Below are 12393 nucleotides of genomic sequence, written 5' to 3'. Positions count from 1 at the left end.
ACTTGCTGCTACCGTTGTTACCACTTGCCGGGCATGCTGGGGCTTCCACTCCGGCAATCGTCAATTCACACCTCCCGCGTCATCGTCGAGCCGCCGATGGTCAAGCTGCGCACCTACATCGTCGAGGACAGTCCGGTGATCCGCGAGAACCTCGTCGCGGCGCTGGAGGAGATGGTTCCACTCCAGGTGGTCGGCTTTGCCGAGGACGAAGCCAGCGCGGTGCAGTGGCTGCGCGAGCCGGCCAACGACTGCCAGCTCGGCATCATCGACATCTTCCTGAGGCGCGGATCCGGCCTGGGCGTGTTGCAGGCGATGCGCGACTCGGGCAAGGCGCTGCGGCTCGTGGTGCTGAGCAACTTCGCCACCCCGGACATCCGACGCCGATGCCTGGAGTTGGGGGCCGACAAGGTCTTCGACAAGTCCAACGAGATCGACTCGCTGATCCGCTACTGCGAACGCCTGGCCGCCGGCGGTGATCCGGGCGACACCGGCGCGGCACCGCTCGATGCGCCGGCCTGAACCCGTCGGGCGGCTACTGGATCAGGCCGTTCTTCAGCGCGTAGTAGGTCAGGTCGCTGTTGGACTGCAGGTTCATCTTCTCCATGACACGCGTGCGGTAGGTGCTCACCGTCTTCACGCTCAGCGACATGCCCTCGGCCATGTGACCGATCGTCTCGCCCCTGGCCAGGCGGAGGAAGACCTGCAACTCGCGCTCCGAAAGCTGCTCGTGAGGCAGCTTCTGCGCCGTCGGGTCGAGGCCGGCAGCCAGCAGCTCGGCCACCGCGGTCGAGATGTACTTGCGGCCCCGATGCACCGTGTGGATCGCCTTGACGATCTCCTCCGGGTCGCATTCCTTGTTGAGGTAGCCGCTGGCGCCCTGCTTGAGCAGCGTGGTGGCGTAGTGGGCCTCGGGAAAGCCGGACAGGATCAACACCGGCAGGTCCGGCGCGCGCGCCTTGATCGCGGCCAGCGCGTCGACGCCGCCGTGCTCGGGCATCGACAGGTCCATCAGCAGCACGTCGATGTCGCCCTGGCGCACCAGCTCGAGCGCCTCGCGCCCGTTGGCCGCCTCGCCGGTGACGCGCAGCCCGACCTGTTCCGAGAAATACTGGCGCAGGCCGGCCCGTACGATGGCGTGGTCGTCGACGATGGCGATGCGGATCATGGGCCGCAGTTTATGACCAAGGCGTTCCGATGAACCTGGCAAGCCACGTGCGGCGCAGTCCCTTCGTCTTTCCGATCGCGGTGGCAGTCGCGCTGGCGATGCTGATCCTCAGCGAGAGCTCGTACTGGCGCTCGCGCGGCGAGATGGAGGAACTGGTCGAGCTGATCTCGGCCCGGCCGAAGGTGCAGCGCATGCTGCTGAGCATCACCGATGCCGAAACCGGCCAGCGCGGCTACCTGCTGACCGGACGAACGGAGTACCTCGAGCCCTTTCGCAACGCGGCCGAGAGCCTGCCCGAGACGCTGGAGTGGCTGCGCGCGCACTACGCGCGGCGCCCGGAGTTGCGGCCGGCGATGGCAAAGCTGGAGGAGCTGGTCGCCGACAAGATGTCCGAGGTCTCCGACACGGTCCGGCTCTACGACGAGGGTCGCCACGAAGCCTGGCGTGCCGTCCTGCAGACCAACATCGGCCAGGAGCGCATGGACGCGATCCGCGCGCAGGTCGAGCAGTTGCTGGCCGACGAGGCCAAGGCCGGGGAGCTGGCGCGCCGGCAGGTGCATGATTCGCTGCTGATCAGCCGCCTCGGCATCGCCACGCTGACCGCGCTCAGCCTGCTCGCGCTCTTTCTCTACCTGCGCCAGACGCGGGCCCTCGAGGCAACGCGGCGCGAGCAGCAGCAGGCGGTGCAGGCCGAGCGCGACCAGCTCGAGGTCGAGGTGCAGCGCCGCACCGCCGAGCTGACCGAGCTCTCGCGCCACCTGCTGAGCGCGCGCGAGGACGAACGCAGCCGCCTGGCGCGCGAGTTGCACGACGAGCTCGGCGCGCTGCTGACCACCGCCAAGCTCGACAGCGCACGCATCCGCACGCGCGTGGCCGCGCTCTCGCCCGAGGCGGCCGAGCGACTGGACCATCTCAACGACACGCTCAACAGGGGCATCGCGCTGAAGCGCCGGATCATCGAGGACCTGCGCCCCTCGTCGCTGAGCAACCTCGGGCTCGTCGCGGCGCTCGAGATCCTGCTGCGCGAGTTCGAGCAGAGCGCGGAGATCGAGGTCCACGCCGAGCTGCGGCCGGTGCCACTGCGGCCCGACAGCGAGCTCACCGTCTACCGGCTCGTACAGGAGGCGTTGACCAACGTCTCCAAGTACGCCCGCGCGCGCAGCGTGCGCGTCTCGCTGGCCGTGCAGGACGGCATGGCCGAGGTGGCGGTGGCCGACGACGGCGTGGGCTTCGACACACGCCAGCAGAAGAGCTCGGCCCATGGCCTGCTCGGCATGCGCTACCGGGTCGAGGCCGCCGGCGGCCTGCTCAAGCTGCAGTCCGCCCCCGGCCGTGGCACCCGCGTCGGCGCGACCCTGCCTCTGGCCCCGGCGCCCTAAGTCCCGGCGCCAGCGGTGGCGCCTGTAGGCCTTGTCCTACAGCGCGCAGTCACTGCCACCGACGTCATGAACCGACGCGCGCCGATGGGCCGTGCGCCGGCGCGTTCCTAAGCTTGTTCCATCGCGACAGCGCAAGGCGCCGCGACCCGACCCACAACCAGGAGCACTTGCCATGCTGCACTACGCCGTCGTCTTCTTCGTCATCGCACTGATTGCCGCCCTGTTCGGCTTTGGCGGCATCGCCGCCAGCGCGGCGGGCATTGCCCAGGTGCTGTTCTTCGTCTTCATCGTGCTTGCGGTCGGCAGCTTCATCGTCGGCCTGATCAAGCGCAACTGAGTTGCCTCGCGCATCGATCACTCAACCAGGAGCACACCATGAGCATGACTCCCACCAACCTGGCCGACCAGGCCACCGAAGGCGCCGAGAGGGCCATCCGCTCCACGCAGCGCGTGGCCAACGACACGCTCGGCCAACTGGCCGATGGCGTCGACTCGGCACGCGCCAGGGCCACGCCGACCATCAATCGCGTGGCCGACGAGGCCGAGCACCTGGCCAGGCGCAGCATCGAGGTGTTGCGCAACGGCTCCGAGCAGTTGCGCGACAAGGCGCTGCGCACATCGGACAACACGATCGCCTACATCAGGGAAGAACCCTTGAAGTCCGTAATGGTCGCTGCGGCGGGTGGCGCCCTTCTGATGGCGCTGGCCACGCTGCTCAGCCGGTCGCGCGGCAGCCGCCACTGAAGCCGGCGAGCGGGTCGCCCGGTCGCGACCCTCTCGCGGCTTTCCCTTGAGCGGCTAGGACATGTCCTACACCGCGCGTCGGTGTCGGCCTACAGACGCGACCAGCCGCCGCCCTCAAGCTACCGGATCGCACCATCTACTGGAGTTGTCATGAAGCCGCTTGAAGTACCCGCAGCGGCGTTGCTCGAGTTGAGCCTGCTGAGGGACCACCTGCTGTGTTGCGCCCAGGCGCGCAGCCCGCTGCATCGCCTGCGGTGCGTGGCCGAATCGATCGACGACTTCATGGCGCCGCGCTTCGTGACCACGCTGGCTCTGACGATGGTGGTTCTGGCGGTCACAACGCTGGCGGGCTGAGCCATGGCGCGCAGCGCCCTGCATCGGCTGATGCCGGGCGCGCCGCCGGCGGTGCTTGCGCTGCTCGACCCGGGCCGCGGCGCGATCGAGCCGCCGATCCGGGCCGAGATCTTCGGCCCGCAGCGCTTTCAGCAGCACGGCCGCAGCCTCGGCGCGACCCACGAGGCGCGCATCGACCGGCGCCGCTCGACCGCGTTCTTTCCGCGCCTGCGCGACAACATCGCCGTGCTGCGCGAGGCACACCACTACATCGGCCAGCAGGAGCGCACCGGCCAGCACGTGAGCCCGGCCGGCGAGTGGCTGCTCGACAACTTCCACATCGTCGGCGCCCAGCTCAAGGAGATCGTCGATGGCCTGCCGCGGCGCTACTTCCAGGGTCTGCCGGTGCTGGCCGGCGTCCATCTGGCCGGCCTGCCACGCATCTACGGCGTGGCCTGGGCCTTCGTCGCCCATACCGACAGCGCCTTCGACGAAGCGCTGCTGATCGACTTCCTCGACGCCTACCAGGAAAGGCGCGAGCTCAACCTCGGCGAGCTGTGGGCGCTGCCAACCACGCTGCGGGTGGTGCTGATCGAGAACCTGCGTCGGCTGGCCGAGCGGGTCGCCGCGTCCAAGGCGGCGCGCGAGCTGGCCAACCGGTGGTGCGACCAGCTGGCCGACGGCACCGCGGCCGACCCGCAGCCCCTGTCCGAGGCGCTCGAGGCGCGCGACGCCGCTCGCGCCTTTGCGCTGCAGGTTGCGCAGCGCCTGCATCACCCGAGCGCGGCCTCGTTCGCGCCGGCCGACGGCGCCGCCCGCCGCTGGCTCGCTACTGCCCTGCCCGACCCGGCGGGCTCGCATGGGCAGCAGCAGGCCGAGCAAACCGCCAACAACCTCAGCGTCAGCAACGCAATCACCGCGCTGCGCCTGCTCGGTGACACCGACTGGCGCGCGCTGATCGAACGCACCGGCGCGTTGATGCAGCTGATGCAGCAGTCGCCGGCCTATCGTGCCGAACGCGACGACACCCAGGACACCACGCTGCACGCGATCGAGCGCCTGGCACGGCGCAGCGGGGCGAGCGAACTGGCAGTGGCACGCGCGCTGCTGGTGCAGATGGAGGCGCCCACCACCGGCTCGGATGCCGACGATCCCACGCACTCGCCACGCTACTGGCTCAGTGGCCCCGGCCAGCCGATGCTCAGGCACGCGCTCGGTGCGCGCGCCCCGCTGGTGGCCGCGTGGGGCGCGTGGCGACGGCGCCTCACGCTGCCGGCCTACCTGGGCACGCTGCTCATCGGCAGCCTGCTGCTGACCGGCTGGGTGCTGATTCGCCACGGCTTCGGCGCGGCCACCTGGCCCCTCACCGCGCTGCTCGTGCTGCTGATTGCCGGTCCAGCGTCGGAGGCGGTGATCGCGCTCGTCAACCGGCTCATCAGCGAGTCGGCGCAACCACGGCGCCTGCCACGGCTGGCGCTCGAAGACGGCATCCTGCCCGAGCACCGGGTGCTGGTGGTAGTGCCGACGCTGCTGACCAGCGCGGCCGGCGCGCAGACGCTGGTCAGCCAGCTCGAACGCCATCATCTTGCCAACCCCGAAGATCACGCGCAGTTCGCGCTGCTCGGCGACTACGCCGATGCCGACACGGTGCAGACGCCCGCGGATGCCGAGTTGCTCGCAGCCGCCGCCAGGGCACTGCGCGAACTCAACCTGCGCTATCCGGTGGCCGAGGGCGCATCGCCGCGCTTTCTGCTCCTGCACCGCGAGCGCCAGTTCAGCGAAACCGAACAGCGATGGATCGGCTGGGAGCGCAAGCGCGGCAAGCTCGAACAGTTGATCGACATGCTGGCCGACGCACAGGCGGCATCGCCGTTCATCGATCTCGGCGAACTCTCACGCCCGGCGCCCGCCACGCCCTATGTCGTGACGCTCGACAGCGACACCAAGCTGCCGCCCGGCAGCCTGCGCGAACTGGTCGGCGTGGCCGCACACCCGCTCAACCAGCCGCGCATCGACGCAACGCGTCGGCGCGTCAGCGCCGGCTACGGCATCCTGCAGCCGCGCGTGCTCACGCCGCTGCCGCCGGCCGGCCAGGGCACCCCCTTCCACTGGCTGTTTGCCGGCCAGTGCGGTGTCGATCCGTACAGCGCCGCCAGCTCCGAGATCTACCAGGACCTGTTCGCCGAGGGCACCTTCACCGGCAAGGGCCTGCTTCACGTGCAGGCGCTGCGCGCGGTGCTGTCCGGCCGTCTGCCCGAGGACGCGGTACTCAGCCACGACCTGCTCGAAGGCTCGATGGCGCGCTGCGGCGGGGTCAGCGACATCGCGCTGATCGAGGACGCGCCGATGCACCCCGACGTGGCCGCCTCGCGAGTGCACCGCTGGACCCGCGGCGACTGGCAACTGCTGCCGCTGCTGGCGCGCGCCGGGCACTACGGCATCGGCGCCATCAATCGCTGGAAGATGATCGACAACCTGCGCCGCTCGCTGGTGGCACCGACCTCGCTGGCGCTGCTGGCGCTCAGCCTGGCCGGCTGGGGCCTGAGTCCGATGGCGGCGCTGCTGCTGATCGGAGCGGCCTTTGGCGCCGGACCGTTGCTCGGCGCGGTGGCCGGCCTGGCGCCGAGCCGCGACGACATCGCGCTGCGCCACTTTGCCGAGCAGGCCTTGACCGAGCTGGTGCGCGCCCTCGGCAGCACGCTGTGGCAGCTCGCGATGCTGCTGCAGAACGCGCTGCTCGCCGCCGACGCAGTGCTGCGCGCCGGCTGGCGCATGGCGGTCAGCCGGCGCCACCTGCTGCAATGGACCACCGCCGACGCCGCCCATGCCAGCGCCGGCCGCACGCTGGGCGCCATCGCGCGCCAGCATCTGCGCGAGCCGCTGGTCGCGGCGGCGCTGCTGGTCGCGCTGTTCGCCGCCGGCACGCCGACGCCGCTGCTCGCCACCGCGCTGTGCGTTCTCTGGGCCGGCGCGCCGCTGCTGACCTGGTGGGCCAGCCGGCCGCGCCGGTCGGCGCGCCAGCCGACGCTCACGGCCACCGATCGCGACTACCTGCTCGACGTGGCACGCGACACCTGGCGCTTCTTCGAGCACGGCGTCGGCGCCGCCGACCACGACCTGCCGCCCGACAACGTGCAGACCCTGCCGCGCACGATGGTGGCGCACCGCACCTCGCCCACCAACATCGGGCTCTACCTCGTCGCGCTGGCATGCGCGCGGCGCTTCGGCTGGATCGGCAGCGCCGAGTTGCTGGCGCGCGGCGAGCGCACGCTGGCGACCCTGGCTGCCCTGCCGCGCCATCGCGGCCACCTGCTCAACTGGGTCGACACCCAGACGCTGCAAGCGCTGCTGCCGGCCTACGTGTCGACCGTGGACAGCGGCAACCTGTGCGGCTGCCTGATCGCGCTGGCGCAGGCCTGCGAGGAACTCGGCGCCGCGCCCTTCGACGACGACGCGTCGGCCGCGGCACTGGCGGCGTCGCGTCGGCGCCTGGCGACACAAGGCGCCACGCTGGCGGCGCTGGCGGCGCCGGACGGCGCGATCCACGCGCTGCTCGCCCTGCCCGCGCCGCTGGGCGCGCTGCACGACGACCCGGCCGGCATCGAGACGCTACTGCGACGCGCCGGCACCGAACTGGAACCCATGCTGCCGGCCACGGCCGAGCCCGCGGCCGACGGCGCGCCGCCGCCGCTGCTCCACGCCGCGTGGCTGGTGCGAGATCACCTGGCCACGCTGCGCTCGGTGGCCGACGACCATGCGCTGCGCATCGCCGGGATCGATATCGCACCGCGCCTGCTGGCATTGGCCTCGGCCTGCCGCCGGCTCGCCGAAGAGGCCGAGTTCGGCTTTCTGTTCAACCGCCGGCGGCGCCTGTTCCACATCGGCTACCGCGTCGCCGAGCAGCAACTCGACACCAGCTTCTACGACCTGCTGGCCTCGGAGTCGCGGTTCGCCAGTCTGTGGGCGATCGCCCGCGCCGAGGTACCGGTGGCGCACTGGGCCGCACTCGGCCGGCCCTTCTTTGCCGAGGGCCGCGTGGCCGGACTGCGCTCATGGTCGGGCTCGATGTTCGAGTACCTGATGCCGACGCTGCTGCTCGATGAAGCACCCGGCAGCGTTCTGGCCAGCGCCGCCCGGGCCGCGCTGCGGGCGCAGATGGCATTTGCCCGCGCCCACGGCGTGCCCTGGGGCATCTCGGAGTCGGCCTACGCCGGCAGCGACCACACCCTGGCCTACCAGTACGCGCCGCAGGGCGTGCCCAAGCTCGCGCTGCGCCGCACGCCAGCCGACGAACTGGTGATCGCGCCCTACGCCACCGCGCTGGCCGCGCTGGTCGAACCCGGCACCGCCGTCGCCAACCTGCGCCGGCTCGAGGCGCTGCAGGCGCGCGGCGCGATGGGCTTCATCGAGGCACTCGACTACAGCCCCGAGCGCCAGGCCGGCAGCGCGGCGCCGACGCGGGTCTCGACCTTCATGGCTCACCACCAGGGCATGACGATCGCAGCACTCGCCAACGTGCTGCTCGAAGCCGCGCCGCGCCGCTGGGCCATGGCCGAACCGCGCCTGCAGGCGGTGGCCTCGCTGCTGCAGGAGCGGCTGCCGCGCGAGGTTTCGCTCACCTTCGAGCCCGCGCCCGCGCCGAGCAGCGCCGATCGTCGCCAGAGCGGTCCGACACTGCGGCGCGAGATCGTGCCCGGCACCTCGGCGCTGCAGCCAACCCACCTGCTCAGCAACGGCCGCTACAGCGTGGCGCTGCGCGCCAACGGCGCCGGCTGGAGCCGCTTCGGCAACGCCTTCGTCTCGCGCTGGCGCGACGATGCGCTGCGCGACGCGCATGGAAGCTTCCTCTACCTGCGCCGCGGCGCCGCCCGGGAAACGCCGGGCCGCCCCAAGTTTCCTGACTCCCCCTCGGGGGGGCGGACGGCGCAGGACGGCGGCCTCGGGGGCGCCAGCGAAGCGCCGTTCTCGCTCAGCCAGCATCCGGCGGCCGACCCGGGCGCGCACTACGAGGCCTCGTTCCACCACGACCGGGTGTGCCTCGACGCGCAGTGGCCCGACCTGCACACGCGCTGCACCGTCTGGGTCAGCCCCGAGGACGATATCGAGCTGCGCCAGATCGAGCTCAGCAACCTTGGCGGGCAGCCGATCGAGCTCGAACTGCTGTCGGCGTTCGAGGTCTCGCTGGCCGAAGCGCGTGCCGACGAGGCCCACCCGGCATTCGCCAAGCTCTTCGTGCGCGCCGACTGGAACGCCGCCGATCGGGCGCTCTACTTCGAACGCCGGCCGCGCCTGAGCACCGAGCCCGGCCTGCACGCGGTGCACTTCGTGGCGCAGACCGACGAGCAGGTTGTCGGCGTGCGCGCCGAGGCCGACCGCGAGCACTGGCTCGGTCGCCAGCGCGACGGCGCGCAACCGCTGGCGCGCTTTGTCGACCTGGCGACCCCGGCCGATGGCGACTCCGTCGAACTGCGCACCGGGCTCGATCCGGTGGCAGCGCTGTCGCTGAGCATTCGCCTGCCGGCCCACGGCAGCGCGCGCCTGAGCATCGCCACCGCCGCCGCACCCGAGCGCGCCACGCTAGAGGCGCTGGTCGACAAGTACCGCCAGCCGTCGATCATCGAGCGCTCGTCGCTGATGTCGGCCACGCTGGCCGGCATCCGGCTGCGCGACATGCGCACCAGCAGCACCCAGCTCGCGGCGATCCAGACCCTGTCGACGACGCTCGCGCTGCTGCCGACGCGCGCCATCGCGGCCACCGATGCGAGCAACGTCGACCGCCGCGCGCTGTGGCGCTTCGGCATCTCCGCCGACCGGCCGCTGCTGCTGGTCGACATCGCCTCGCCCGAGGGCATGGGCCTGGTGCGCACGCTGGTGCAAGCGCTCAAGCTGTGGACCTGGGGCGGCCTGCCCTGCGACCTGGTGGTGGTGGACGGCGAACCGGCCTCGTACCTGATGCTGCTGCAGCGTGAGCTGGCCGCGCTCGGCGACCGCTTCCGCGCCGAAACCGATGCCGCGTTGCCGGCAGCTCGCGCCTGCGCCCTGCATGTGCTGCGGGTGGCCGACATCTCTGCGGCCGAACTGGCCAGCCTGCATGCCCTGGCGCGCGTGCACATCAATGCCGACGGGCGGCCACTGTCTCAGCATGTGGAGGAACTCGTCGATCTGCACAACGACGCGCTCGACGAACGACGCACGACTGCGGTCACGGCGCTGGCGGCACCGTTGCCGGCGCTGGCATCGCGACCGGTGCAGGGCGAGTTCAGCGCCGACGGCGCGCGCTTCGGCTTCGATGTCAGCGCCGCGCGCCGGCCGCCGCGACCCTGGATCAACGTGCTGGCGAACCCGGACTTCGGGGCCCAGATCTCGGAGTCGGGCGCCGGCTACACCTGGGCCGGCAACAGTCGCCTGCACCAGCTCACGCCATGGTCCAACGACCCGGTCGGCGACCCGGCCGGTGAATGGCTGCTGCTGCAGGACCTCGCCACGCGCGAGGTCTGGAACCTGGCACCAGGCGCCGGTGCGGGCAGCAGCGTCTACCGCGTCGAGCATGGCCAGGGCTCGACCCGCATCACGCACCGGCGTGCCGAGCTGGAACTGCAGCTGACCTGGTGCGTCGACGCGGCGCTCGCGCTCAAGCAGGTTCAAGTGGATCTCGTCAACCATGGCGCCCGGACCCGGCGGCTGCGCCTGGTCGGCCTCGCCGAGTGGACGATGGGCGCGGCCCGCGTGGACCGCCAGACGGTGCTCACCTCGCGCGTGCCCGGCACCACGCGCCTGCTCACCGCGACCCAGCGCGACGATCACGCTGGCTTCGGCGGCAGCACGGCGTTCGCGGCCTGGCGCCACGACGGCAGCGCGGAGGACAGTGGCGTCGAATGGACCTGCGACCGGCGCGAGTTCTTCGACGCTCGCGGCCGACTTGTGTTGCCCGATCATCTGGGCGAGCAGTCCGGCGCCGGTCTCGACCCCTGCGCCGCGCTGGCCCTGCCGCTGAGCCTGGCGCCGGGCGCACGCACCGGCCGCACCTGGCTGCTCGGCCACGGCGCCACGCCCGAGGCGGCACTGGCACTGGCGCGCGAGGCGCTGGCCATTGAGCCGGTGCGGCGCCTGCAGGCGGCCCACGCGCACTGGGACGCATTGCTCGGCACGCTGACCGTGGTCACTCCGGACCCGCTGTTCGACGCCCTGGTCAACCGCTGGCTGCTCTACCAGACGGTCGGCTGCCGGCTCTGGGCCCGCGCCGGCTTCTACCAGGCCGGTGGGGCCTTCGGCTTTCGCGATCAGTTGCAGGACGCGATGGCGCTGGCCGTGGTCGAGCCGGCGCTGCTGCGCCGGCAGTTGCTGCTGGCGGCCTCGCGCCAGTTCCCCGAGGGCGACGTGCAGCACTGGTGGCACGCGCCCACCGGCGTGGGCGTGCGCACCCATTTCTCCGACGACCTGCTGTGGCTGGCGCATGCCACGGTGCACTACCTCGACAGCAGCGGCGACACCGCGGTGCTCGACGAGGCACTGCCGTTTCTCGAAGGTGACCCGATCCCGCCCGGCGCCGAGGACGCCTACTTCGTGCCGCGCACCAGCGCACTCGACGCCACGCTGTACGAGCATTGCGCGCGCGCCATCGACCGCAGCCTCGCGGTCGGCGCGCATGGCCTGCCGCTGATGGGCAGCGGCGACTGGAACGACGGCATGAACCGGGTCGGCATCGAGGGACGTGGCGAATCGGTCTGGCTCGGCTGGTTCCTGTGCCGGCTGGTGGCCGAGTTCGCGCCGATTGCCCAGCAGCGCGGTGACGCAGCGCGCGCACGCCGCTGGCGCAGTGCCGCGCGCGGCTGGCGCGCGGCGCTGCTCGACACCGCCTGGGACGGCGAGTGGTTCATGCGCGCCTTCTTCGATGACGGCTCGCCGCTCGGCTCGCGCGACAACGCCGAATGCCGCATCGACCTGATCGCGCAGGCCTGGTCGGTGCTATCCGGCATGGCGCCGCGCGCGCAGCAGGAGACCGCGATGGCATCGGTCGAGCGGCTGCTGGTCGATCCGGTCGCCGGCCTGGTTCGGCTGCTGGACCCGCCACTGGCAAACGCACAGCCGAGTGCAGGCTACATCCAGGCCTACCCGCGCGGCGTGCGCGAGAACGGTGGCCAGTACTCGCATGGCGGCGTATGGGCGCTGATGGCGCATGCCGCGCTCGGCAATGCCGATGCCGCGTGGCGCATGTTCGAACGCCTGAGCCCGGCGCACCGGTCGGCCGATCTGCTGCAGGGCGCGGCCTATGGTCTCGAGCCCTACGTGATGGCCGGCGACATCTGCTCGCAGCCACCGTACGCGGGGCGCGGCGGTTGGAGCTGGTACACCGGCTCGGCGGCCTGGATGCACCGCGCCGCGATCGAGTCGATCGTCGGCCTGCAGTTGCGCGGGCAACGCGCGCGGCTGCGGCCGCAACTGCCTTCGCACTGGCCGCAGATCACGCTACGACTGCGGCGCGAGCAGGCCGTGCACGAGTTCATCGTCTGCGCCGCGGCCGAGACTGCACGCATCGAACAGGCGCTCGCAAGCGGCGCAACGCGGCTGCGTCCCGGCGTCTGGCTGGCGCTGGATGACCCGTTGATCCCGACGCGCCATCTGGTGGTCGTCGCCAAGCCCAACGTCGCGGCCGAGGCCAGCATCGAGACGGTGCCACTGCCAGTCTGAGCGCGGCGCCATGCGGCGCCGTCCTACACCGCAAGCCGGCCCGCTCCGATGCTCCGGGTACGAGCACGAACCTAGAGTCTCCTC

Annotated in this window: 7 protein-coding genes; 6 read left to right on the top strand and 1 reads right to left on the bottom strand. The window is 71.6% G+C overall.

The window, feature by feature from the left end; all coding sequences use genetic code 11:
• Positions 1–96: 96 nt before the first annotated feature.
• Positions 97–519, top strand: coding sequence for a response regulator (locus EV670_RS10775; protein WP_130431908.1), 423 nt, complete (start codon positions 97–99; stop codon positions 517–519).
• A 13-nt stretch (positions 520–532) separates the two neighbouring features.
• Here EV670_RS10775 and EV670_RS10770 read toward each other — a convergent pair whose 3' ends face one another.
• On the bottom strand, positions 533–1165 hold the full coding sequence (locus EV670_RS10770; RefSeq protein WP_130431906.1) for a response regulator: 633 nt from the start codon (positions 1163–1165) through the stop codon (positions 533–535).
• A gap of 29 nt (positions 1166–1194) precedes the next feature.
• Here EV670_RS10770 and EV670_RS10765 point away from each other — a divergent pair, with 29 nt between their 5' ends.
• The 5 genes from EV670_RS10765 to EV670_RS18845 all read left to right on the top strand — a co-directional run bounded on the left by EV670_RS10765 (position 1195) and on the right by EV670_RS18845 (position 12309).
• The gene (locus EV670_RS10765) at positions 1195–2544 is read left to right on the top strand and encodes a CHASE3 domain-containing protein (RefSeq protein ID WP_130431904.1); all 1350 of its coding nucleotides are present in this window, start codon (positions 1195–1197) and stop codon (positions 2542–2544) included.
• Positions 2545–2716: 172 nt separating this feature from the next.
• Positions 2717–2881, top strand: coding sequence for a DUF1328 domain-containing protein (locus EV670_RS10760; RefSeq protein ID WP_130431902.1), 165 nt, complete (start codon positions 2717–2719; stop codon positions 2879–2881).
• A 38-nt stretch (positions 2882–2919) separates the two neighbouring features.
• Positions 2920–3288, top strand: a complete 369-nt coding sequence (locus EV670_RS10755; RefSeq protein ID WP_130431900.1) for a hypothetical protein — start codon at positions 2920–2922, stop codon at positions 3286–3288.
• 150 nt (positions 3289–3438) lie between these two features.
• Positions 3439–3642, top strand: a complete 204-nt coding sequence (locus EV670_RS10750) for a hypothetical protein (RefSeq protein ID WP_130431898.1) — start codon at positions 3439–3441, stop codon at positions 3640–3642.
• A gap of 3 nt (positions 3643–3645) precedes the next feature.
• Positions 3646–12309 (top strand): glycoside hydrolase family 94 protein, encoded by an 8664-nt coding sequence (locus EV670_RS18845; protein WP_242616921.1) that lies wholly within the window; start codon positions 3646–3648, stop codon positions 12307–12309.
• Positions 12310–12393 lie beyond the last annotated feature (84 nt).

Origin of the sequence: Rivibacter subsaxonicus (genome assembly GCF_004217215.1) — a bacterium.
Classification (GTDB): Bacteria; Pseudomonadota; Gammaproteobacteria; order Burkholderiales; family Burkholderiaceae_C; genus Rivibacter; species Rivibacter subsaxonicus.
Note: the sequence above shows the minus strand (reverse complement) of the source record. Positions and strands in the feature narration are given on the sequence as shown.

Excerpts from the sequence above, each read along its gene's own strand:
- EV670_RS10750 (WP_130431898.1), top strand. The coding sequence starts at position 3,439 with ATGAAGCCGCTTGAAGTACCCGCAGCGGCGTTGCTCGAGTTGAGCCTG.
- EV670_RS10755 (WP_130431900.1), top strand. The coding sequence starts at position 2,920 with ATGAGCATGACTCCCACCAACCTGGCCGACCAGGCCACCGAAGGCGCC.
- EV670_RS10775 (WP_130431908.1), top strand. The coding sequence starts at position 97 with ATGGTCAAGCTGCGCACCTACATCGTCGAGGACAGTCCGGTGATCCGC.
- EV670_RS10760 (WP_130431902.1), top strand. The coding sequence starts at position 2,717 with ATGCTGCACTACGCCGTCGTCTTCTTCGTCATCGCACTGATTGCCGCC.
- EV670_RS18845 (WP_242616921.1), top strand. The coding sequence starts at position 3,646 with ATGGCGCGCAGCGCCCTGCATCGGCTGATGCCGGGCGCGCCGCCGGCG.
- EV670_RS10765 (WP_130431904.1), top strand. The coding sequence starts at position 1,195 with ATGAACCTGGCAAGCCACGTGCGGCGCAGTCCCTTCGTCTTTCCGATC.
- EV670_RS10770 (WP_130431906.1), bottom strand. The coding sequence starts at position 1,165 with ATGATCCGCATCGCCATCGTCGACGACCACGCCATCGTACGGGCCGGC.